Here is a 20,880-nt window from a genome sequence, read left to right on the forward strand (position 1 = left end):
ACATTTTGAACATGCGGGCGCCCGCCCGCCACCGGATATCAAGACGATGGCAGCCAATCTCGACGTACAAGCGCGCTATTTCCCGCACACGCAGGACCAGCTCAAAGAAATCGCCTCCGACATCCTTCGCCATGCGAAGGCGCTCGGCGCGACGGACGCCGCGACCGAAATCTCCGAGGGCGACGGCCTGTCGGTGTCGGTGCGCCGCGGCGAAGTCGAAACGATCGAGCACAACCGCGACAAGATGGTCGGCGTGACCGTGTTCATCGGCAAGAAGCGCGGCAACGCGAGCACGTCGGATTTCTCGCCGGGCGCGATCAAGGATACCGTCGCCGCCGCGTACAACATCGCGCGCTTCACGGCCGAGGACGAGGCGGCCGGCCTGGCCGAAGCCGAACTGCTCGAAACCGACCCGCGTGACCTCGACCTCTACCATCCGTGGGCGCTGTCGGCCGACGAGGCCGTCGAGCTCGCGCGCCGCGCGGAAGACGCCGCATTCGCGGTTAGCCCGCAGATCCGCAACTCGGAAGGCGCGAGCGTGTCGGCCCAGCATTCGCAGTTCGTGCTGGCCACGTCGCGCGGCTTCCTGTCCGGCTACCCGTACTCGCGTCATTACATCGCTTGCGCGCCGATCGCGGGCAGCGGCCGTCACATGCAGCGCGACGACTGGTATTCGTCGAAGCGCAGCGCGATCGATCTCGCGGCACCCGAAGCGGTGGGCCGTTACGCGGCCGAGCGTGCGCTTGCCCGGATGGGTGCCCGCCGCCTCGATACCCGCAAGGTGCCCGTGCTGTTCGAGGCGCCGCTCGCGGCCGGCCTGCTCGGCGCATTCGTGCAGGCGGTGAGCGGCGGTGCGCTGTACCGCAAGACGTCGTTCCTCGTCGACAGCCTCGGCAAGCCGGTGTTCGCGCCGCACATCCAGGTCGTCGAGGATCCGCACGTGCCGCGCGCGATGGGCAGCGCGCCGTTCGACGAGGAAGGCGTGCGCACGCGTGCGCGCAGCGTCGTCAAGGACGGCGTCGTCGAAGGCTACTTCCTGTCGACCTATTCGGCGCGCAAGCTCGGCACGCAGACCACCGGCAACGCGGGCGGCTCGCACAACCTCGCGCTGCGCAGCTCGAACACGCAGGCGGGCGACGATTTCGACGCGATGCTGAAGAAGCTCGGCACGGGCCTGTTGCTGACCGAGCTGATGGGGCAGGGCGTGAACTACGTGACGGGCGACTATTCGCGCGGTGCGGCGGGCTTCTGGGTCGAGAACGGCGTGATCCAGTATCCGGTCGAGGAAATCACGGTCGCGAGCACGCTGCAGGAAATGTTCCGGCATATCGTCGCGATCGGTGCCGATTCGATCGTGCGCGGCACGAAGGAAACGGGCTCGGTGCTGATCGAGCAGATGACGATCGCCGGGCAGTAAGCGGCACGCGGCATCGGCCGCCATCAAACGAAAAAGCCCGACGGCTCGCGCCGGTCGGGCTTTTTTCATCGTGCTGACGCGTCAGCCGCGCTTGCGCGCGTAGACGACGAACGCATAGCCGAACGTATTCGGTGCGGCCGCCTGGTGCGCATCGCGCGACACTTCCTGCCACTGCGCGGCGTCGGGTGCCGGGAACGACGCGTCACCGTCGAAGTCGGCATCGATCTCGGTGACGACCAGCTTGTCGGCGAGTGCGAGACCTTCCGTGTAGAGCTGCGCGCCGCCGATCAGGAACGCTTCGGGCACGCCGTCGCGCGCGGCGAGCGTCAGCGCATCGGCAAGCGACGTGACCGTGTCGCAGCCGTCGAAGCGACGCGTCGCGTCGCGCGTGACCACGATATTGCGGCGGCCCGGCAGCGGCCGGCCGATCGACTCGTGGGTCTTGCGGCCCATCACGATCGGTGCGCCCATCGTCGTGCGCTTGAAGAAGGCGAGATCCTCGGGAAGTTTCCAGGGCAACTGGTTGTCGCGGCCGATGATGCCGTTGCGGGCACGCGCGACGATCAGGGTCAACGTCGTCATGAAGGTCGGGGAAAGGAAAACCGGAATGGCGCCGATTTTACCGGAACGGCGGCCTGCGCCGGTTCCGGGTATGCGCATCCGCCTTTCCGCACTGCGCGCCGCGACGCCCGAGGCAATGCGTCGCGGCGACGGAATGAATAAAAAGAGTGCCCGCCGGGGGACGGAGCACAAAAACCGTTTCGTGTTGCGAGCGCGACGATGCCGGCATCGGGTCGATGCTGTCCGGCTCGTGCAAATCAATACGTTATCCTGATCAAATGGTTCGACTCGTGCATCACTGATGGGTACTGCCGTGCGTGGTGCCTTCCATCACGTGCTGCACGTCGCCCGGCTGCGGTGCCGGAAGCGGCATCGGCAATTGCGGCGGCGGCGGGATCTCGTCCCACAGGGTCACCGACGTCCTGCCGGTCGGCAGCGGTTGCGGTGACGACACGGTCACGATGCCGAACCCGTTGCCGTGCTGCATGCTCGGCGTGTTTTCCGCAAGCAGCATGGCGCGATCCGGATTCGTGCCTTCGTCTGCGCGTACGGGCGTGGGCGGGCCCGCGGCCGCGACCGCAATGGTCACCGGCACGAAAGAAAGTAAAAGATGTTTTCGCATGGTCGCTGTCTCCGACGGTTTCCATGTTCAGCGAAATGCATGCCATCGCGCCAGGACCGTTGTCGAGACTGCGATTCGTGCTCAAGCGTTGCGAATTGTGTCGGAAAACGGCTGAAAATGTTTCAGGCCTGAAACGAGGGGGCTTGGGAATACTGCTGATTCAATCGATACGCCTCAAGGATGAAAATCGTCGCAAGTGTTGATGACAGAGCGTATCGCTGCGCCGGGGCTATGTGCAGACGATTGACATGCATCGACCTCCTGAGCGATACGGCCGCATCGCCCACCGCGCTGAAATTGGATTGTCGTATTCAGTGCCTATAACTAAGCTGTCTTGATCAAAATAACTGGACGCGAGATAAGCGCCATCATGCGAGGCTTTGTCGTCGCCACGCATCGGCATGGCGAATCGAGCCGCCTTCGGCTGACCCGATTCGATCCTTTTCGCACGTGACCTGGCGTGCACGGCAATCGTTAGACGGTTGATGAACGGGGTGAGCTATGGGCGCCGATCAGCGGCACGTGATCTACTATTCGCGCGAACCGAACGACGCGTTGCGCGGCCATTTCGACGAATGCGGTTGGCGTGTCGATCTCGCGGAGACCGTGCGAGACGTACGGCGCGTCGTGCAGCATGGTGTCGCAACGGCCGGGCTGCTCGATTTTTCGCCGGGCTTCAAGCCTTCCGACCTGCGCGAACTCGAATCCTGTCTGAGCATTCAGCACATCGGCTGGATCGCGGCGACGCGCCGCGGCCAGTTGCAGGACGCTACGCTGCGCCATCTCATTCGCGACTACTGTTTCGACTACGTGACGATGCCGTACGAGACGGCGCGGATCGTCGAGACCGTCGGCCATGCACACGGAATGATCGCGCTGACCGAAACCGTTGCGCCGCCCGTCGGCGCCGGACGCAGCGAAGGCGAAATGGTCGGGACCTGCGACGCGATGCTCGGGCTCTTCAGGACGATACGCCGCGTCGCGGCGACCGACGCGCCGGTGTTCATCTCCGGCGAATCGGGTACGGGCAAGGAACTGACGGCGGTCGCGATTCATGAACGTTCGTCGCGCGCGCAGGCGCCTTTCATCGCGATCAATTGCGGTGCGATTCCGTCGACGCTGCTGCAGGCCGAACTGTTCGGCTATGAGCGCGGCGCGTTCACCGGCGCGAACCAGCGCAAGATCGGCCGCGTCGAGGCTGCCAACGGCGGCACGCTGTTTCTCGACGAAATCGGCGACTTGCCGCTCGAAAGCCAGGCGAGCCTGCTGCGCTTCCTGCAGGAAGGCAAGATCGAGCGGTTGGGTGCTCATGTGTCGGTGCCCGTCGACGTGCGCGTGATCTGCGCGACGCACGTGGACATGGAAGCGGCGCTGCGCGAAGGGCGCTTCCGTGAGGATCTGTTCCATCGCCTGTGCGTGCTGAAGATCGAGGAGCCGCCGCTGCGCGCGCGCGGCAAGGACATCGAGGTGCTCGCGCGCCACATGCTCGAGCGTTTCAAGGGCGACGCGCATCGTCGCCTGCGCGGCTTTTCCCCTGATGCGGTCGCGTCGCTGTACGGCTATTCGTGGCCGGGCAACGTGCGCGAGCTGATCAATCGCGTGCGCCGCGCGATCGTCATGTCGGAAGGCCGGCTGATCACCGCGGCCGATCTCGAGCTGAACGACTTCGCGACGCTCGCGCCCGTGTCGCTGCTGGAGGCGCGCGAGGCGGCCGAGCGGCAGGCGATCGAGCAGGCGCTGTTGCGGCATCGCGGCCGTTTCGCGGATGCCGCACGCGAACTCGGTGTGTCGCGCGTCACGCTCTACCGGCTGATGTGCGCACACGGCATGCGCGATCGCGGCGACACGCTGGCAGGGTTTTCGGCGCCGTTGCCGGAGCTTCCTCACCACGCTTGCTAAAATTGGCGGGTACGGCCGCCCTCGCGGCCGAAGGAACCCGCATGAAACAGTATCTCGATCTCGTTCGTACCATTCTCGATACCGGCACCTGGCAGGAGAACCGCACGGGGATCCGCACCATCAGCATGCCGGGCGCGATGTTGCGCTTCGACCTGCAGCAAGGCTTCCCGGCCGTGACGACCAAGAAGCTGGCCTTCAAGTCGGCGATCGGCGAACTGGTCGGCTTCCTGCGCGCGACGCGCAGCGCGGCCGATTTCCGCGCGCTCGGCTGCAAGGTGTGGGATGCGAACGCGAACGAGAACGCGCAATGGCTCGCGAACCCGTATCGCCAGGGCGTCGACGATCTCGGCGACGTGTACGGCGTGCAATGGCGCCAGTGGCCGGGCTACAAGGTGCTCGACGCGGGCGCCGACGCGCAGATCGCCGATGCGACGCGCCGCGGCTTCCGGATCGTCACGCGTTTCGACGAAGACGGTGCGCCGAAGGTGCTGCTGTACAAGGCGATCGACCAGTTGCGCCAGTGCCTGGACACGATCATGGAGAATCCGTCCGACCGCCGCATCCTGTTTCACGCGTGGAATCCGGCCGTGCTCGACCAGATCGCGCTGCCCGCATGCCACCTCCTTTACCAGTTCCTGCCGAATGCGACGAAGCGTGAAATCTCGCTGTGCCTGTACATCCGCAGCAACGACGTCGGCCTCGGTACGCCGTTCAACCTGACGGAAGGGGCCGCACTGCTGGAACTCGTCGGCCGGCTGACGGGCTACACGCCGCGCTGGTTCACGTACTTCATCGGCGACGCGCACATCTACGAGAACCAGCTCGACATGCTGCAGCGCCAGCTCACGCGCGAGCCTTACGAGAGCCCGCGGCTCGAGATTGCCGAGCGCGTGCCGGAATACGCGAAGACGGGCGTCTACGCGCCCGAGTGGCTGGAACAGATCGAGCCGTCCGATTTCTCGCTCGTCGGCTACCGCCACCATGAGCCGCTGACCGCACCGATGGCGGTCTGATCGAGCAAGCCGGGGCGCGCGGGATGCATCGCGCCGCGCCCCGTAGAAAAATGGCCCGACCGGCTGATCCCGGTCGGGCCATTTTGTTTCACGTTTGCGGCGCTTACTGGCGATGCCGCTCTTCGTGACCGCCTTGCGGCGGCGGGTTGCTCGGGTGAGGTGCCTCGACGTGCGGCGCCGGTTGCGGCCGCGGTTCCATGTGCGGAGCGGGCATCGACGGACGCGGTTCCATGCGTGGCGCCGGCTGCGGTCGCGGCTCCATACGCGGTGCAGGTTGCGGCCGAGGGTCCATGCGCGGCGCCTGCGGTTGCGGGCGCGGCATGTCATGCATGGCGGGGGCCGGCGGATGGTACTCGTTCACACGGGGCGGCGCGATTTCGCGATGCGGCGCCGGTTGCGCGAATTCGGCGTGCGGTTGCGGTGCAGGTGCCGCCCGTTCCGGTTGCGATTGTCCATGCTGGGCCGGCGACTGGAAATCGGGGCGCGGACGCGGCTGCGGAATCTGCGCCGTGCTGTCGAGCCGCGGTTGCGGCAGGGCGCGTGGCGCTTCGTTCCGGCTGCCGGGCTGCGCGCCCTGCGGAGTCGGCACGCCTTCCGGATGCGGCACCGCCGCGCTGCGCACGGGCGGCAGCGCATTCTGTCCCGCCGCGTGGAGCGCGGTCGGCGGCGCAGGGCGTTGACGTTCCATCGGTGTGTGCGGCTGCATCCACGCGGGTGACGGCGTCTCGGCTGCATGTGCATTGCCGATGCCCGCCGGACCGTTGTTCGCGACCGGCGGATGCGGGACGCCGTTGCCTGGCCCGAATGCCTGATGCGGCACCGGGGTGCCGGGCGCCTGCGGCATGCCGCCGTTGGCGAAACGCGCTGCGTTGGGGGTTTCGCCGTTCGCCGGCCGCGCGAGATTCGGCATGCCCGGCATCGGTGTGCCCGGCCGCCCGGCCTGCCCGGCGGCCGGCTGGCCTTCGCGAGGCGCGCGAGCCGGTTGCACGACGGGGCCGTGCGGATTCACGAGCTGCACGTTGTGCATCGCCCACGCGCCGCCGTCCGGCTTGCCCGGAACGCGGACCGGGCGAGCCGTGTAGTCGGCCGGCACGTTCGTCTTCACGACAGGTGCGCCGGCACCCGGTACGCGCCCGCCTTGCTGCGCGAGGTGGGCCGCCGCGTGGTCGCGATACGCGGCCGGCACGGCGGGATTGCGCGTCGCGACGTACGGGTGCTGGGCAATCGCCGCAGGCGGACGGTAGCTCGCATTGCGCAGCCCGCCCGTGAAGCTCTGGCGCACCGGCGCAATGCCCGGTGTCCCCGGCATGACGTGCGCGTTGCGCCATTGTTGCGGATCGACGTGCTGCGAAAAGTGCGCGACCGGCTGGCCGTGCACGAACGCGGAGGCCGGTACAGCCGTGATCGCGTGCGGCGCACGGAAGTTCACGTACGTCTTGTTGATGTTGGTGATATTGGTGATGTTCGTCACGTTCACGGTCTTGTTCACGTTGACGTTGTTCACCACGATGTTGCGGTTCACGCGGTCGTAGTAGTGCGGGCTCCAGCCGCCCCAGCCCGGATGCCACGGTTCGCCCGGGCCGAGCGCGAACCACGCGCAGCCGGCCGCGGCGACGCCGCCCACCGTGAGCGCGACACTCCAGTCGGGGCCGCCGCCACCGCCGACGAACGCGACGAGTGCCGGCGCATAGACCGGCGGCTGGCTGACGACCATCGGGCCCGGTACCCAGGCCCAGCTATCGTCCACGTATGCCCAGCGGCCGTAGTGATACGGCGCGAAACCCCACGGCGCGTCGTCGACCCACGTCCAGCCCCACGGTGCCTGCCAGATCCAGTGGCCGTCGTGATACGGCGCCCAGTCGGCCGGCGTGTCGTTCGGCACCCAGACCTGGCCGTAGTTCGGGGTTTCGCGCCACGTGCCGTTCGCGTCGAGATCCTGGTAGCCGGGGATGTCGCGGGACACATAGCGGGCCGATACCGAGCGCTCCTCGGCCGCGTCGCGGCTGGCGGCCCACTGGTCGAGCGGGTCGGGGCCCGGGGCGGCGGATTGCTGCGCGACCTGCAGGTCGGTGCCCGTGAACACGACCTGCTGCCCGGGCGACAGCGGGTACTGCCCATTGCTGCCGTAGACGGTCGCACCGCCGCTGCGCACCGTGACCGTCGTGCTCGCACCGTTCGGCGCGACGTCGACGCGATAGTCGCCGGGGCCCGTGATGCCGAGCGCGAGATTAGGCGTGTCGATTTCGTACGATCCGCCGGCCGGCAGATCGCGCACGTGCGTCGATACGGTGCCGAGCCCCACTTTCAGCTGGGTCGTCGTGTCGTCGAGGTTCAGCACCGACAGGTTCGTCGATTCGCCGAGCCGCACCGCGGTCGAGCCGATGTGCAGCTCCGAGCGCGCACCGGCATCGTTCCAGAGCTGGTCGCCGGTCGTCAGCGGCCGGTTCACGGCGGCATACGACCACGTATCGGTGCCGGCCGGTTCGGTCGTCACGGCGCCCGACAGGTAATTGAGCCGCGCGACCCGGCTGGGTGGATCGCCGCCCGGTTGCCGTGCTGCGGCCGCATAGGGCGGCGCGCCGGCCGATTGCGCGAATGCGGGGGGCAGTGCCGCAAGCGCGACGAACGCGACCAGCGTGCAGCGGGCGGTTCGCTTGAGCGTGAACAGGGTGGCCATGGTGAGCGTCTTCGTCATTATCACGGCGCGTCGATTCGTGCCGTTGAGTTCACAATATCCGCTCGGCCTGTTTCAATGCTCGGTGTTTTGTAAGTCGAATGGCACGCGATGTAACAAAACCTGTCGATCGCGCGCCGTTGTCGTGCAGACGCAATCCAGGCGTCAAGCGGACGTAAGCCACTCGTCGAAAACCTGCTGTCCGGGCACGGTGACGCGCAGCACGCGCGGCCGTGCGGCGCGTTCGATCCAGCCGTGCGCGCAGAAGCTATCGAGCAGCGCCGCACCGAGTGCGCCGCCGAGATGCGAGCGCCGTTCGCTCCAGTCGAGGCAGCCGCATGCGAAGCGGCGCCGGCGCGTGCGCTGCTGCGCGACGTCGATGCCCCATTGCGCGAGCGCCTGGGTGCCGAGTTCGGTGGTCTCGATCGCATCGCCGTCGGCAAGCAGCCAGCCGCGCGCGGTGAGCCCGTCGAAGATGCGCACCGCGAGTTCGCCGGCCATGTGGTCGTAGCAGGTGCGCGCATAGCGCAACTCGGCCGGGACCGTGCGGGACGGCGCCGGAACCGGGCGATGCGGCGCGGCTGCGCGGGCGACGTTCGCGAGCGCCTCGAGCGAGGCCGCGATGTCGGCCGACGCGATCCGGTAGTAGCGGTGCCGGCCGCGCACGTCGAGCGCGAGCAGGCCGCCCTCGGTCAAGCGCGCGAGATGGGCGCTTGCAGCGGACGGCGACAGCCCCGCGATCATCGTCAGCTCGCCTGCCGGTCGCGCGCTGCCGTCCATCAGCACCCACAGCATCGCGGCGCGCCCCGGGTCGGCGATCAGCGAGCCGATGCGGCTCAGGCCCGGAAAGTGGTGGTCGTCTTGGTCGGTCATCGTCGTGTCTCGTCAGGCGGGATGAGCTTCAGTGTAGTGGGCGTGCGCATTCGATGTTTCGCTTTTGGCTGAAATGTCGGATGCACTGGCGCGGGTGTCGTCGATGCGGCGGAACCGGGCTGCGGCCGCTTGCGGCGCGCGCGTAGAATGGCTGAAAGCGGCCGCAGCGGGCGGCCGCACGGGACACGATGCAATGATGAAGACGATTTTCTGTTTGCTGGCGGCCGCGCTCGTCTGCGCGGCCTGTGCGCAGGGCGGTGCGGGCGCGTCCGGCGAGCGCGGCGGCAGCATCGAGATGTACGGAACGATCGATCAGGGCATCACGGTGCGCCGCTGACCGGTGCCGGCCGTGCGCGCGCCGGGCCAATCCCCGGCAGCCGCGCCACACGGGGCGCCCCGCGACGCGTTGCCGCAGTGCAACGTATAATGGCCCGATTACAGCGCCCCTGCCGCCTGGAGCCAGCAAGATGTCCCAACCGTCCCCCGTACCGGCCGCCCTCGACCGCACCGAAACCGTCTTCCGCTTCCTCGCCGAGCCGTCGTCCGTGAACTTCGGCGGCAAGGTGCATGGCGGCGCGCTGATGAAGTGGATCGACGAGGTTGCGTATGCGTGCGCGGCCGTCTGGTCGAGCCGCTATTGCGTGACGGTCAGCGTCGGCAACATCCGTTTCCAGCGTCCGATCATGGTCGGCAATCTGGTCGAGCTGAAGGCGCGCGTCGTCGCGACGGGCCGCACCAGCATGCACATCCATGTGTCCGTGCATGCCGGCGATCCGAAGGGCGGCATGCTGCGCCAGACGACCGATTGCCTCGTCGTGTTCGTCGCGGTCGATGAGAACGGCAACCCGGTGCCGGTGCCGCCGTTCGTGCCCGAGACCGACGAGCAGAAGGTGCTCGCGAAATATGCGGCCGACGTGCGGGCCGCGCTCGACAAGATCGTCGAGATGAAGCCGGAAGAGGTCGCGAAGGGCGCGGTCTGACCGCTGCGGGCGCCGCGCATCGCGCCGCGCCCGTCATCCTGCCTCTTCCTGCCTCTTCCTGCCGTTACTGCGACCCGATCATCTGCTCGGGACGTACCCACGCATCGAATTCCGCCTCGGTCAGGTAGCCGAGCGCGAGCGCGGCCGCCTTCAGCGTCGTGCCTTCCTTGTGCGCCTTCTTCGCGATCTGCGCCGACTTGTCGTAGCCGATGTGCGGATTGAGCGCCGTCACCAGCATCAGCGATTCGTTCAGCAGCAGGTCGATCCGCGAGCGGTTCGGCTCGATGCCCACCGCGCAGTGATCGTTGAAGCTCTGCGCGCCGTCGGCGAGCAGCCGCACCGACTGCAGCACGTTGTGCGCGATCATCGGCCGGAACACGTTCAGCTCGAAATTGCCGCTCGCGCCGCCGACGTTGACCGCGACGTCGTTGCCGAACACCTGGCAGCACAGCATCGTCACGGCTTCGGATTGCGTCGGGTTCACCTTGCCCGGCATGATCGAGCTGCCCGGCTCGTTTTCTGGAATCGACAGCTCGCCGAGCCCGCAGCGCGGCCCGCTCGCGAGCCAGCGGACATCGTTCGCGATCTTCATCAGGCCGGCCGCGACCGTCTTCAGCGCGCCGTGTGCGAACACCAGCGCATCGGCCGCCGCCATCACCTCGAACTTGCTCGGCGCCGTCACGAACGGCAGCTTCGCAAGCCGGCCGATTTCATCGGCGACGCGCACCGCGAACTCCGGATGCGCGTTCAGGCCCGTGCCGACCGCGGTGCCGCCGAGCGCGAGTTCGTACAGGTGCGGCAATGCCGATTCGACGTGACGGATGCCCTGGTCGAGCTGCGCGACGTAACCGGAAAACTCCTGGCCGAGCGTGAGCGGCGTCGCGTCCTGCAGGTGCGTGCGGCCGATCTTCACGATGTCGGCGAACGCCTTCGACTTCGCATCAAGCGTCGTGCGCAGCGTGCGCAGTGCCGGCAGCAGGTGGTTGACGATCGCGTACGCGGCCGCGACGTGCATCGCGGTGGGGAAGACGTCGTTCGACGACTGGCCGCGGTTCACGTCGTCGTTCGGATGAACCTTGCGTGCTTCGCCGCGCTCGCCGCCCAGCAGTTCGCTCGCGCGATTCGCGATCACCTCGTTGAGGTTCATGTTGGTCTGCGTGCCGGAGCCCGTCTGCCACACGGCGAGCGGGAATTCGCGCGGATGCTTGCCGGCGATGATCTCGTCGGCCGCGTCGATGATCGCGCGCGCCTTGTCGTCGGCCAGCACGCCGAGCGACTGGTTCACGGCCGCCGCGGCGCGCTTGACGATCGCGAGCGCGTGGATCAGCTCGGGCGACTGCTTCTCGGTCGAGATCCGGAAATTCTGCAGCGAGCGCTCGGTCTGCGCGCCCCAGAGCCGGTCGGCCGGCACGGCGATCTCGCCGAACGTATCGCGTTCCATCCGAACTGCTTCGTTCATGATCCACTCCTCCAGGAAAGGGGAAAGGCCGCGCGTGGTCGCGCGGCATCAGACGTAATCAGACGTATCGTGAGGCAGTCGCGCCGCTCGCGCGGCGTCTCGAGATCTTCAGCCGACTAGCATAGCGCCGGCGCGGATTTCGCGTCTTGTCGCGCTCAGTGCGGCGACGTCACGAGCGACGCGCTCTTCAGATGGAAGCGCCACGCCATCAGCACGGCCACGCTGGCGAGGCCGGCCGCGAGGCCCCACCAGAGGCCGCGGGCGCCGAGGCCCACGTGGAACGCGAACCAGTAGCCGGTCGGAAAACCGATGCCCCAGTAGCCGAGGGTGGCCGCGAGCATCGGGATGCGCGTGTCCTTCAGGCCGCGCAGCGCACCCGACCCGACGGTCTGCGCGCCGTCGACGATCTGGAACACCGCGGCGATGCCGAGCAGCGACGCGGCGAGCGACACGGTGGCTGCGTTGGCCGGATCGTCGAGGTTCAGGTACAGGCCGACGATCGCATGCGGCGCGACGATCAGCACGATGCCCGACAGCGTCATGAACGCCACACCGAGGCCGAGTGCCACGAAGCCGGCATGCCGCGCGGCGACGGGCGCCCCTGCGCCGACCCAGTAACCGACCCGCACGTTGGCGGCCTGGCCGATCGCGAGCGGCACCATGAACGCCACCGATGCGACGTTCAGCGCGATCTGGTGCGCGGCCAGCGACGTCGCGCCGAGCACGCCGACCGTCAGGCCGGTCGCGAGGAACAGTGTCGACTCGACCCCGTACGTGATCGCGACGGGCCAGCCGATACCGATCAATTCGCCCATCATCGGCAGCTTCGGGCGGGCGGCGGTGACGAAATGACGGAAGCGCTGCCGGCCGTGCAGCAGCCAGATCAAGGCGAATGCGGTGAGCCAGATCGTGATCGTCGTTGCGACCGCCGAGCCGAGGAAGCCGAGGCGCGGCAGTCCGAACGCGCCGTGGATCAGCCCGTAGTTCAGCACCGCATTGACGCCGACACCGCCGATCGACACCCACAGCAGCCGGCGCGCCGCGCCGATCGCCGGCAGGAACGCGCGCATCAGCCCGACGCCGATCAGGCTGCCGAGCGCGGCGAAGCGCAGGATGCCGGTGTATTCGCCGACGTGATGGGCGAGCAGCGGCGGCTCGTGGAACATCAGCAGGATCGGTTCGGACAGCGACAGCGCGATGATGGCCGGAATCGCGAGCAGCACGGACAGCGCGAAGCCGGTCCAGTAGATGTGCGGGACGCGCTCGTCGGCCTTGGCGCCGCGCGCATGCGCGACGCTGACGCTGACCGACGACAGCACGCCTTGCAGCACGGTCACGATGACGAAGAAGAAGTTCGCGCCGAGCCCGCCCGCCGCGAGCGAATCAGGGCCGAGCGAGCCGAGCAGCACCGTGTCGGTGACGCTCATCGCCATCTGCGAGAGCTGCGCGATCGCGAGCGGCGCGGCGAGGCGCGCGGTATCGGCGGCATGACTGGACAGGGACGGCGGCGCGGCGGCCGTCCGCGTAAGACCGGAATGCGACATGGAATGGGCGCTCGCGCGGGTGCGGGCCCGCGCTATATGTATTTATTTTGAGAGACGGCTAGCTTACGGCTTTATTCGAACGGTGTCGAACGCGCGCGCCGATGGCCATGTCGCAGGCAGGGGGAACCGTCGGCCCTAGGCTTCGCGCACGGCAATGCGCGTGTCGCCGAGCAGGACGACCTGGCCCGCGCGGATCTTGCAGGTCTTGCGCAGCTCGACCGCGCCGTCGACTTTCACCGCGCCGGACGCGACGATCAGCTTCGCGGTGCCGCCGCTGTCCGCGAGGCCGGTGATCTTGAGAAGGTTGTGCAGCTCGACGTATTCGCCGGTCAGCGTGAAATCCAGATTGGGCATGACGAAGAAGGTGCGCAAAGCGCGGGAGGAATCGCCTCGCATCATACGGCACCGCGGGCCTGCGCGCGAGCGCGGCCGGCCGCCGCCCGCAGTTGTTAGGGAGTGTGAGCCATTCGTCAGCAAATGAAACGGTGGGTAACAGTCTGAGAGATTCGAGAACCGGCCGCGCGGGCCGCGGGTCTTCTGTCGTACCTGCTGCGTGTTGCGGCGGGGGACGCAACGGACCGCATCGCTGCGGTTCGGGCGCACAACTTCCTGAGGAGAATTGCCATGTCCAAGATTCGTACGATGCTGATCGGTGCCGCGTTGACGGCGTTCGCCACTTCGGCCGCATTTGCCCAGACGGGTACGGCGGTGCAGGGCGCAGCCGGTGCCGGCGTGCAGGCGCAGACGCCGGCGGCGGGTGCCGGTGCCGGCATGCAGGGCGGTGCGGGCGCGAATGCGTCGGGCAATGCGGCAGGCGGTGCAACCGATGCAGTCGGCGCGGCAGCCGATGGCGCGAAGGATACGACGTCGTCGGCCGTCCACTCGGCCAAGAAGCACACGAAGCATGCCGCGAAGTCGGCCAAGAGCCATGTCGGCTCGGCCAAGGCGAAGGCCGGCGAAGCAACCGAAGGCGGTGCGTCGGTCGGCGCGGAAGGCGGTGCATCGGCCCAGGGCGCCACGCAGTAAGCGGTGGCAGGCGCCGCGCGACGCTCGCCCTCGACGGCGCGTCGCGACGGCGGCCATCCGATGGCCCGGTTCGCGTTGCGCGAACCGGGCCGCTTTCATTTGTCGATGGGTTCGGGCGCGCCGTTAGGGCCGCCGTTGGCTCTGCCCTTGGCCCGGCTGACCCTGCGCCGGCCGCGCGGCAGCCGGGGTGAATACGCTGCGCAACCACGCGGCGAGCCGGGCGAAGACGTCGTACGGTTCCTCGACGAAGATCTCCGGCTTCAGCAGCCGCAGGTACTCCATGATCTGCTGTGCTTCCTGCTTCTGGAACGAACCGTGCGCGAGCCCGAGCCGCAGCAGCCCGCGCAGTTCGCCGAGCTTGTCGCGCGCGGTGCTGCCGACGCTCATCTCGCATGCGAGCTTGGCCTCGTAGACCCGTTGTCGCAGCGATTCCGCGAGCCGCCACGCAGGCGTCTGCATCAGTTCCTCGAGCGTCTGGATGTCTTGCGCGGCCCCCTTGATCTGCGAGGCGAGCGGATCGATCAGCGACGGGTCGCCCTGCGCTTCGGCGACGATCGCTTTCGCCCAGTCGCGGCAAGCCTTCGCGAGTTCGTCGGGGGTCCATTCGGAGCGCGACGCGAAGCCGAAGCCGAATTCGCCGGCCTGTCGCATCAGGATCGCGACGACGTCCGGAAATTCCTTGTCGAGCGTGCGTTTTGCCCACGCGTACTGGCCGCCCTGCAGCATTCGCTGCACCGCGTGCTCGGTCAGCGGCACCATGTTGTCGAGCAGCTTGGCGCGCAGGAAATCCTCGAACGACGGCGTCGCGAACTGCGGGTCGAGTTTCAGCGACACGCGGACGAACGCGTCGTAGTCCTTGCGCAGGGACTCAAGCGTGTCGTCCTTGAGGGAAAGGGTGATCTGGCCCATGAATCGTCTCGATGGCGGCCCGTGCCAGCCGGCGGCCGGCACGGCGCACCGGGACGGGCGCAGCGTCGACTGACCGGTGCGCGCCGAGGCCGGTGGCGGGTATTCATTCCCTATATCGGCGCGCCGGGCGGAAACTTGAGTACGAATGACCGAGTGTGTACTCAGGCGGGTAGCCAGTGGGGCATCACGACCCCTTGCCAGAAAAAGAACACCGCGAGCCCCACCGCGATCGTCACGAGCGGGCGGCGGGTGGCGGCCGACACGAGCACGGCGGCGAGCGCGCCGACGAGCTGTGGATTGCGCCAGGTCAGCTCGGCGGTGCCGCCGTGCGGCGAGACGACCATCGGCACGATGATCGCGGTCAGCACGGTGACGGGCACGAAGCCGAGCGCGGTCCGCACGAGCGGCGGGAAGGTCAGCCGTTCGCCGAACAGGAACAGCGTCGAGCGGATCGCGTACGTGATGACGGCCATCCCGAGGATCAGCAGCGCGTAGCTCACGATGCGGCCTCCGTGCGCGAGCCGGCGCGCGTGCGTTCGTGCAGCAACGTGAGCGCGACGCCGACCGCGACGCCGGCGGCGACCGCGCCGAGCAGCCCGAGCTTGTACGGCCAGCCCTGCCAGAAGTACGCGAGCGTGCCGGCCGTCACGGCTGCCGCGAAATAGCGCAGCGTGCCGAGTTGGGGGACGACGATCGCGATGAAGGTCGCCGCCATCGCGAAATCGAGGCCAAGCGACTGCAGGCCCGGGAATGCCGCGCCGAAGCCGATGCCCGCGAGCGTCCAGACCTGCCAGTTCAGGTACATCGCGAGCCCCGAGCCGAAGAAGTAGTGGGGGCCGATCGCGCCCGGCGGGAAATGCCGGTAGTGCGCATAGGCGACCGCGAACACCTCGTCGGTCATCAGTGCACCGAGCGTCGCGCGCCAGCGCAGCGGCAGGTGGGCGACATAGGGCGCGAGCGTCGCGCTGTACAGCAGGTGACGCAGGTTCACGATCAGCGTGGTCGCGAGCACGACGACGAAGCTCGCGCTGCCCGCGATCAGGCCGAGCGCGATGAACTGCGCGGAGCCCGCGAACACGGCGAGCGACATCAGTGCGCCATGCCAGGCGGCGAGCGGGCCGCCGCCCACGAGCGTGCCGAAAATCACGCCGAACGGGGCGGCGCCGATCATCATCGGGATCGTGTCGCGCGCACCGTCGAGCCATTCGTTCAATGGGCGGCGGGCAGGCGATGCGGGTATCGGATTCAAAGGGTGCTCCTCCATGAACGGGAGGATAGCGGGCAGGGGGTGTGCCGGCTTGTATGTTCTTGCGCTTGCCGGATGGGGGGATGCCGGCGGTATCGCGGTGGCGGGCGGGACGCCGCGCGTCAGCTTGCCTGCCAGCGCCCGGGCGGCACGCCGAACATGCGTTTGAAATGCCGGGTGAAGTGGCTTTGGTCGACGAAGCCGCTGGCCGCCGCGACGTCGGCGACGGGCACGCCCGCGCGCAGCGGCGCCAGCGCGCGCTGCAAGCGCAACTGGTTGCGCCACGCATGCGGCGGCATGCCGGTCGTGCGGGTGAACAGGCGCGCCGCGTGGAACGGCGACAGGCCGGCCGCCTGCGCGACTTCGTCGAGCGTCACCGTGCACACGAGGTCGGCGGCGAGCCGCTCGCGCATGACGTCGACGCGCGGTTCGTCCGCCGCGAGCGGGGCCGGTCGCGGCTGTGCGTCGGCATGGCGCACGATCAGCGTCGACAACGCGTCGAGCATCGCCGTTTCGGCGGCGAGCGGATCGTAGACGCGCGGTGCACCGGTCGCCGGATCATGCGCCGGCTGCCCGTGCGTCTGCAACGGCAGTGCGCGTTCGCTGCCGGCCTCCATCATCCGGTGCGCGAGCGTGAGCCGGGCCGCAAGATCGGCGTCGCGAATCACGTCGGGCGCAAACCACGGCGCGTCCTGCGGGCGGCCGGCGATCGAACAGGTGAGTTCGCGGATGAATTCGACCGGCATGTAGCTGACGCGATAGCACCAGCCTTCGTCGGCCGCGCGCGCCCCCGTATGCACCTCGCCGGGATTGATGACGGGCACGGAGCCGGTTTCGGCGACATAGCCGCTGCCGCGATAGGTGAAGCGCTCCGCTCCTTCGAGAATCACGGGGATCGTGTACGCGTCGTGCCAGTGGGGGGCGAACGCATGATCGCGATAGGTGGCCGTGAGGAGATCCGCGTCCGGCAGCAGCGGCGTGCGCCAGTAGCGTGCGGAGTCGGGAAGGCGGGTGGCGGACATGATCGGGCGCGGGAGCGGTCGAATCGACAGTGTATCGCTCGCGCGCCCGGCAGGCGCGGGCTTTACTTGATCGGAATCGTCGTGCCGGCCGGCATCGGTACCGCGGTGACGGCGTTCTTCGGGCTGCCGCTCACGATGCGGTCGCTGTAGGTCAGGTAGACGATCGTGTTGCGCTTGGTGTCGACTACGCGCACGACGTGCAGGGTCTTGAAGATGAACGACATGCGCTCGCTGAACACGTCGGTCTGCTGCTTGAGCGGCTCCTTGAAGCTGATCGGGCCGACCTGCCGGCATGCGATCGATGCTTCGCTCGGATCCTCGGCGACGCCGAGCGTGCCCTTGATCCCGCCGGTGCGGGCGCGCGACACGTAGCAGGTCACGCCGTTCACGATCGGATCGTCATACGCCTCGACGACCACGCGATCGGAGCCCGTGACGCGGAAATGGGTGTTGACGCTGCCGACTTCCTCCGCGTGCGCGAGCGGCGCCGCGGCGAACGCGGAAAGCAGGAGGGCGAAGGGGGCTGAGCGGAGGAGGCGGTGCTTCATCGACGGAACCGGATGCGAATGCGGGACAGAGACTCTAGCATGCGCGCGATCGGACGATGAAAGCCGAATGGCAGGCCGGAAAAACAAAAGGCCCGTCGAATGACGGGCCTTTCGCTATTTGGCTCCCCGACCTGGGCTCGAACCAGGGACCTACGGATTAACAGTCCGGCGCTCTACCGACTGAGCTATCGGGGAATAAATCGGTACATCTGCATGCGTGTTTGTCTACCAGCAAAAAGCCCGTCCACTTTCAACGGGCCTTTGCGTTTTTGGCTCCCCGACCTGGGCTCGAACCAGGGACCTACGGATTAACAGTCCGGCGCTCTACCGACTGAGCTATCGGGGAACAAACAACAACAGCAGAGAAACGAGATTATATGGAGCGTTGATCAGGTCGTCAACACTTTTGAGCCGCGGCGCACAAAAAAATTTCTGCGGCGGCTGCGCGATCAGCGCTCGAGCAGGTGCAGCTTGTCCTGCACGTCCTTCCACTCGTCCGCGTCGGCGGGTGCCGGCTTGGTCTTCGTGATCGACGGCCAGTCCTTCGCCAGCTCGGCGTTCAGCGCGGTGAACTGCTGCTGGTCGCCCGGAACGTCTTCTTCGGCATAGATCGCATTGGTCGGGCACTCGGCGACGCACACGGCGCAGTCGATGCACTCGTCCGGATCGATGGCGAGAAAGTTGGGACCTTCACGGAAGCAATCCACCGGGCACACATCCACGCAGTCCGTGTATTTGCACTTGATGCAGCCTTCGGTCACAACGTGAGTCATTAAAACGCTCCTGCTTGGCGGTATATATGGGGTGGCGTTTGCGCCAAAACCGGCATTGTAACTGAAGCGCAAAACCCGCATGGCGTGGTCGGCTATCCGGCTTATATCGTTTCGTGATTAGTTTATGGGCTCCCCAAAGGGGCGCTGAAGGGACGCACCAGCGGCAGTGCGTGCCCCATACGCCGGAACGGGCAGTGCGGCCGGAGCAGGGCGGCAGGCGGTTTCACGATGGTCGGGCCCGCATTCGGGTAACATGGCCGACAGACCGGGCGGCGCGCGGTGCGCTGGGGCCCGGTCACGATATTGGCGGTGCCGTCATCATGATCATCACTTCGCTGCTCGACACGGATCTCTACAAGTTCACGATGATGCAGGTCGTCCTGCATCACTTCCCCGCTGCAAGCGTCGAATACCGTTTCCGGTGCCGCACGCCCGGCGTCGATCTCGTGCCGTACATCGACGAGATCCGCGACGAGGTGCGCGGCCTGTGCGCGCTGCGTTTTTCCGACGTCGAACTCGACTACCTGCGGCGGATGCGCTTCATCAAGAGCGATTTCGTCGACTTCCTCGCGCTGTTCCACCTGAACGAGAAGTACATCTCGATCACGCCGTCGCCGAAGGGCAACGGTGAAATCGACATCGAGATCACGGGGCCGTGGCTGCACACGATCCTGTTCGAGATCCCGGTGCTCGCGATCGTCAACGAAGTGTATTTCCGCAATACCCAGCGCGAGCCCGACTATCGCGAAGGCCGCGAGCGGCTGCGCGAGAAGATCAAGCTGCTCGGTGCGAAGCCCGAATTCGCCGACTGCAAGATCGCCGACTACGGCACGCGCCGGCGCTTCTCGAAGGTCTGGCACGAGGAGGTCGCGCTCACGCTGCGCGACGGCCTCGGCCCGCAGTTCGCGGGCACCAGCAACGTGCTGTATGCGATGAAGCACGGCATCACGCCGCTCGGCACGATGGCGCACGAGTACCTGCAGGCCTGCCAGGCACTCGGCCCGCGGCTGCGCGATTCGCAGATCTACGGCTTCGAGATGTGGGCGAAGGAATACCGCGGCGACCTCGGGATCGCGCTGTCGGACGTCTACGGGATGGATGCATTCCTGAACGACTTCGACATGTACTTCTGCAAGCTGTTCGACGGCGCGCGCCACGATTCGGGCGATCCGTTCGAATGGGGCGAGCGGATGCTGCGTCATTACGAGATGAACCGTTGCGACCCGCGGACCAAGGTGCTCGTGTTCTCGGACGCACTCGACATCCCGAAGGTCATGCAGTTGTACGAACGTTTCCGCGGCCGCTGCAAGCTCGCGTTCGGCGTCGGCACGAACCTCACCAACGATCTCGGCTACGTGCCGCTGCAGATCGTGATCAAGATGGTCCGCTGCAACGGCCAGCCGGTCGCGAAGCTGTCGGATTCGCCGGGCAAGAGCATGTGCGACGACAAGGCGTATCTCGCCTACCTGCGCCAGGTGTTCGGCATCGCGCAGCCGGTCGAGGAAGACGCGTCGAAGTAAGCGTCGGCCGAACGGCCAAAACCGCGTGGCGGCGGGGTCGGCCGGTATAATCCGACGGTATCGCCCGCCAACGTCACGAGGACCGTTCATGGACACTTCCGCTGCCCGTCGCCAGATCCTCGCGCGCATTCGCGCGGCGCAGGGGCGTGCGGCCGAACCCGATGCGGCCGAACGCGACGGCGTTGCCGATTATCTCGCCCGTCATCCGGAAGGCCCGCGTCCGCCGGCGCCGGCCGATCTCGTCGCTGCCTTCGTCGACGAAGCGGTACGCCTGTCGACGACGGTCGACGAAGTCGCGACGCTTGCCGACGTACCGGCCGCCGCGGCTCGCTACCTTTCCGCTCACGGCCTGCCGACGCAGGCCGTCGCGTGGCGTACGCTGGCCGATTTCGACTGGGCGGGCGCAGGCCTGTCGGTCGAATGCCGCAAGCCGCGCGACGGCGATCTGGTCGGCCTCACCGGCTGCTTTTGCGCGACGGCCGAAACGGGCTCGCTGGTGCTGCTGTCCGGCCCGGACACCTATGCGTCGGCCGGCCTGCTGCCGGAAACGCACATCGCGATCGTTCCCGCGTCGCGGATCGTCGCCGGTCATGAAGACGCCTTTGCGCTGATCCGCTCGGAGCGCGGCGAATTGCCGCGCGCGGTCAACTTCGTGTCGGGCCCGTCGCGCACCGGCGACATCGAGCAGACCATCGTACTGGGCGCGCACGGCCCGTACCGCGTTCACGTGATCGTCGTACGGGGCGCATGACGCGCCCGCAGCATCCACTACCACTCGAACAAGGAAGTTCTGC

General features: G+C 67.5%; 22 protein-coding genes and 2 tRNA genes. 9 read left to right on the top strand and 15 right to left on the bottom strand.

The window, feature by feature from the left end; all coding sequences use genetic code 11:
- Positions 1-46: 46 nt before the first annotated feature.
- On the top strand, positions 47-1,417 hold the full coding sequence (pmbA, locus tag G3N98_RS09260) for a metalloprotease PmbA (protein WP_039370934.1): 1,371 nt from the start codon (positions 47-49) through the stop codon (positions 1,415-1,417).
- 81 nt (positions 1,418-1,498) lie between these two features.
- On the opposite strand, the gene G3N98_RS09265 is transcribed toward pmbA, so the two are convergent.
- Positions 1,499-1,999, bottom strand: coding sequence for a dihydrofolate reductase (locus G3N98_RS09265; RefSeq protein WP_206148001.1), 501 nt, complete (start codon positions 1,997-1,999; stop codon positions 1,499-1,501).
- A 25-nt stretch (positions 2,000-2,024) separates the two neighbouring features.
- On the opposite strand from G3N98_RS09265, the gene G3N98_RS09270 reads away from it, so the two are divergent.
- A complete protein-coding gene (locus G3N98_RS09270; protein WP_206148002.1) occupies positions 2,025-2,252 on the top strand; it encodes a hypothetical protein in 228 nt (75 codons plus the stop codon).
- A gap of 21 nt (positions 2,253-2,273) precedes the next feature.
- Here G3N98_RS09270 and G3N98_RS09275 read toward each other — a convergent pair whose 3' ends face one another.
- Positions 2,274-2,600, bottom strand: a complete 327-nt coding sequence (locus tag G3N98_RS09275) for a hypothetical protein (RefSeq protein WP_206148003.1) — start codon at positions 2,598-2,600, stop codon at positions 2,274-2,276.
- Positions 2,601-3,101: 501 nt separating this feature from the next.
- Between G3N98_RS09275 and G3N98_RS09280 the strand changes: the two genes are divergently transcribed.
- Entirely contained in the window at positions 3,102-4,499 is a 1,398-nt protein-coding gene (locus tag G3N98_RS09280) for a sigma-54 dependent transcriptional regulator (RefSeq protein WP_089472395.1), read from the top strand.
- A gap of 41 nt (positions 4,500-4,540) precedes the next feature.
- The gene (locus G3N98_RS09285; RefSeq protein ID WP_089439519.1) at positions 4,541-5,512 is read left to right on the top strand and encodes a thymidylate synthase; all 972 of its coding nucleotides are present in this window, start codon (positions 4,541-4,543) and stop codon (positions 5,510-5,512) included.
- 103 nt (positions 5,513-5,615) lie between these two features.
- Here G3N98_RS09285 and G3N98_RS09290 read toward each other — a convergent pair whose 3' ends face one another.
- Complete coding sequence (locus G3N98_RS09290) at positions 5,616-8,189, bottom strand: DUF6600 domain-containing protein (RefSeq protein WP_206148014.1); 2,574 nt, start codon at positions 8,187-8,189, stop codon at positions 5,616-5,618.
- Between the two features lie 162 nt (positions 8,190-8,351).
- The gene (locus tag G3N98_RS09295; RefSeq protein ID WP_089424824.1) at positions 8,352-9,059 is read right to left on the bottom strand and encodes a helix-turn-helix transcriptional regulator; all 708 of its coding nucleotides are present in this window, start codon (positions 9,057-9,059) and stop codon (positions 8,352-8,354) included.
- A gap of 193 nt (positions 9,060-9,252) precedes the next feature.
- Between G3N98_RS09295 and G3N98_RS09300 the strand changes: the two genes are divergently transcribed.
- The gene (locus G3N98_RS09300) at positions 9,253-9,396 is read left to right on the top strand and encodes a hypothetical protein (protein WP_175240067.1); all 144 of its coding nucleotides are present in this window, start codon (positions 9,253-9,255) and stop codon (positions 9,394-9,396) included.
- A 130-nt stretch (positions 9,397-9,526) separates the two neighbouring features.
- Positions 9,527-10,039, top strand: a complete 513-nt coding sequence (locus G3N98_RS09305) for an acyl-CoA thioesterase (protein WP_039370920.1) — start codon at positions 9,527-9,529, stop codon at positions 10,037-10,039.
- Between the two features lie 64 nt (positions 10,040-10,103).
- On the opposite strand, the gene fumC is transcribed toward G3N98_RS09305, so the two are convergent.
- The 3 genes from fumC to G3N98_RS09320 all read right to left on the bottom strand — a co-directional run bounded on the left by fumC (position 10,104) and on the right by G3N98_RS09320 (position 13,396).
- A complete protein-coding gene (gene fumC / locus G3N98_RS09310; RefSeq protein WP_043181919.1) occupies positions 10,104-11,498 on the bottom strand; it encodes a class II fumarate hydratase in 1,395 nt (464 codons plus the stop codon).
- A gap of 155 nt (positions 11,499-11,653) precedes the next feature.
- Positions 11,654-13,042 (bottom strand): multidrug efflux MATE transporter NorM, encoded by a 1,389-nt coding sequence (gene norM / locus G3N98_RS09315; RefSeq protein ID WP_089424825.1) that lies wholly within the window; start codon positions 13,040-13,042, stop codon positions 11,654-11,656.
- 135 nt (positions 13,043-13,177) lie between these two features.
- Positions 13,178-13,396: an RNA-binding S4 domain-containing protein gene (locus tag G3N98_RS09320; RefSeq protein WP_006486208.1), complete on the bottom strand. Its 219-nt coding sequence runs from the start codon at positions 13,394-13,396 to the stop codon at positions 13,178-13,180.
- A 270-nt stretch (positions 13,397-13,666) separates the two neighbouring features.
- Between G3N98_RS09320 and G3N98_RS09325 the strand changes: the two genes are divergently transcribed.
- Positions 13,667-14,068, top strand: a complete 402-nt coding sequence (locus tag G3N98_RS09325; RefSeq protein ID WP_206148004.1) for a hypothetical protein — start codon at positions 13,667-13,669, stop codon at positions 14,066-14,068.
- A 123-nt stretch (positions 14,069-14,191) separates the two neighbouring features.
- Here G3N98_RS09325 and G3N98_RS09330 read toward each other — a convergent pair whose 3' ends face one another.
- The 8 genes from G3N98_RS09330 to fdxA form a co-directional block, all read right to left on the bottom strand.
- Positions 14,192-14,977 (bottom strand): DUF4088 family protein, encoded by a 786-nt coding sequence (locus tag G3N98_RS09330; protein WP_089472398.1) that lies wholly within the window; start codon positions 14,975-14,977, stop codon positions 14,192-14,194.
- Between the two features lie 161 nt (positions 14,978-15,138).
- The gene (locus G3N98_RS09335) at positions 15,139-15,477 is read right to left on the bottom strand and encodes an AzlD domain-containing protein (RefSeq protein ID WP_089472399.1); all 339 of its coding nucleotides are present in this window, start codon (positions 15,475-15,477) and stop codon (positions 15,139-15,141) included.
- Positions 15,474-16,241 (bottom strand): AzlC family ABC transporter permease, encoded by a 768-nt coding sequence (locus G3N98_RS09340; protein ID WP_175240076.1) that lies wholly within the window; start codon positions 16,239-16,241, stop codon positions 15,474-15,476. The genes G3N98_RS09335 and G3N98_RS09340 overlap by 4 nt, the downstream gene beginning before the upstream one ends.
- Before the next feature lie 104 nt (positions 16,242-16,345).
- Complete coding sequence (locus G3N98_RS09345; RefSeq protein WP_206148005.1) at positions 16,346-17,245, bottom strand: AraC family transcriptional regulator; 900 nt, start codon at positions 17,243-17,245, stop codon at positions 16,346-16,348.
- A gap of 62 nt (positions 17,246-17,307) precedes the next feature.
- Positions 17,308-17,793: a CreA family protein gene (locus G3N98_RS09350; protein WP_206148006.1), complete on the bottom strand. Its 486-nt coding sequence runs from the start codon at positions 17,791-17,793 to the stop codon at positions 17,308-17,310.
- Between the two features lie 119 nt (positions 17,794-17,912).
- Positions 17,913-17,988: transfer RNA gene (locus tag G3N98_RS09355), tRNA-Asn, on the bottom strand.
- Between the two features lie 75 nt (positions 17,989-18,063).
- A tRNA-Asn gene (locus G3N98_RS09360) sits at positions 18,064-18,139 on the bottom strand.
- Positions 18,140-18,242: 103 nt separating this feature from the next.
- Positions 18,243-18,566, bottom strand: a complete 324-nt coding sequence (gene fdxA / locus G3N98_RS09365) for a ferredoxin FdxA (protein ID WP_011351384.1) — start codon at positions 18,564-18,566, stop codon at positions 18,243-18,245.
- Between the two features lie 320 nt (positions 18,567-18,886).
- On the opposite strand from fdxA, the gene pncB reads away from it, so the two are divergent.
- Positions 18,887-20,086, top strand: a complete 1,200-nt coding sequence (gene pncB, locus G3N98_RS09370; RefSeq protein ID WP_089424832.1) for a nicotinate phosphoribosyltransferase — start codon at positions 18,887-18,889, stop codon at positions 20,084-20,086.
- An 88-nt stretch (positions 20,087-20,174) separates the two neighbouring features.
- Positions 20,175-20,837 carry a lactate utilization protein C gene (locus tag G3N98_RS09375; RefSeq protein ID WP_089424833.1) on the top strand — a complete coding sequence of 221 codons (663 nt, stop codon included), beginning with the start codon at positions 20,175-20,177 and terminating at the stop codon, positions 20,835-20,837.
- The last annotated feature ends 43 nt before the right edge of the window (positions 20,838-20,880 follow it).

The sequence above is a fragment of the Burkholderia sp. Tr-20390 genome, from assembly GCF_017104595.1.
In the GTDB taxonomy this organism is placed as follows: domain Bacteria; phylum Pseudomonadota; class Gammaproteobacteria; order Burkholderiales; family Burkholderiaceae; genus Burkholderia.

Excerpts from the sequence above, each read along its gene's own strand:
- pmbA (WP_039370934.1), top strand. The coding sequence starts at position 47 with ATGGCAGCCAATCTCGACGTACAAGCGCGCTATTTCCCGCACACGCAG.
- G3N98_RS09265 (WP_206148001.1), bottom strand. The coding sequence starts at position 1,999 with ATGACGACGTTGACCCTGATCGTCGCGCGTGCCCGCAACGGCATCATC.
- G3N98_RS09270 (WP_206148002.1), top strand. The coding sequence starts at position 2,025 with ATGGCGCCGATTTTACCGGAACGGCGGCCTGCGCCGGTTCCGGGTATG.
- G3N98_RS09275 (WP_206148003.1), bottom strand. The coding sequence starts at position 2,600 with ATGCGAAAACATCTTTTACTTTCTTTCGTGCCGGTGACCATTGCGGTC.
- G3N98_RS09280 (WP_089472395.1), top strand. The coding sequence starts at position 3,102 with ATGGGCGCCGATCAGCGGCACGTGATCTACTATTCGCGCGAACCGAAC.
- G3N98_RS09285 (WP_089439519.1), top strand. The coding sequence starts at position 4,541 with ATGAAACAGTATCTCGATCTCGTTCGTACCATTCTCGATACCGGCACC.
- G3N98_RS09290 (WP_206148014.1), bottom strand. The coding sequence starts at position 8,189 with ATGGCCACCCTGTTCACGCTCAAGCGAACCGCCCGCTGCACGCTGGTC.
- G3N98_RS09295 (WP_089424824.1), bottom strand. The coding sequence starts at position 9,059 with ATGACCGACCAAGACGACCACCACTTTCCGGGCCTGAGCCGCATCGGC.
- G3N98_RS09300 (WP_175240067.1), top strand. The coding sequence starts at position 9,253 with ATGATGAAGACGATTTTCTGTTTGCTGGCGGCCGCGCTCGTCTGCGCG.
- G3N98_RS09305 (WP_039370920.1), top strand. The coding sequence starts at position 9,527 with ATGTCCCAACCGTCCCCCGTACCGGCCGCCCTCGACCGCACCGAAACC.
- fumC (WP_043181919.1), bottom strand. The coding sequence starts at position 11,498 with ATGAACGAAGCAGTTCGGATGGAACGCGATACGTTCGGCGAGATCGCC.
- norM (WP_089424825.1), bottom strand. The coding sequence starts at position 13,042 with ATGTCGCATTCCGGTCTTACGCGGACGGCCGCCGCGCCGCCGTCCCTG.
- G3N98_RS09320 (WP_006486208.1), bottom strand. The coding sequence starts at position 13,396 with ATGCCCAATCTGGATTTCACGCTGACCGGCGAATACGTCGAGCTGCAC.
- G3N98_RS09325 (WP_206148004.1), top strand. The coding sequence starts at position 13,667 with ATGTCCAAGATTCGTACGATGCTGATCGGTGCCGCGTTGACGGCGTTC.
- G3N98_RS09330 (WP_089472398.1), bottom strand. The coding sequence starts at position 14,977 with ATGGGCCAGATCACCCTTTCCCTCAAGGACGACACGCTTGAGTCCCTG.
- G3N98_RS09340 (WP_175240076.1), bottom strand. The coding sequence starts at position 16,241 with ATGGAGGAGCACCCTTTGAATCCGATACCCGCATCGCCTGCCCGCCGC.
- G3N98_RS09345 (WP_206148005.1), bottom strand. The coding sequence starts at position 17,245 with ATGTCCGCCACCCGCCTTCCCGACTCCGCACGCTACTGGCGCACGCCG.
- G3N98_RS09350 (WP_206148006.1), bottom strand. The coding sequence starts at position 17,793 with ATGAAGCACCGCCTCCTCCGCTCAGCCCCCTTCGCCCTCCTGCTTTCC.
- fdxA (WP_011351384.1), bottom strand. The coding sequence starts at position 18,566 with ATGACTCACGTTGTGACCGAAGGCTGCATCAAGTGCAAATACACGGAC.
- pncB (WP_089424832.1), top strand. The coding sequence starts at position 18,887 with ATGATCATCACTTCGCTGCTCGACACGGATCTCTACAAGTTCACGATG.
- G3N98_RS09375 (WP_089424833.1), top strand. The coding sequence starts at position 20,175 with ATGGACACTTCCGCTGCCCGTCGCCAGATCCTCGCGCGCATTCGCGCG.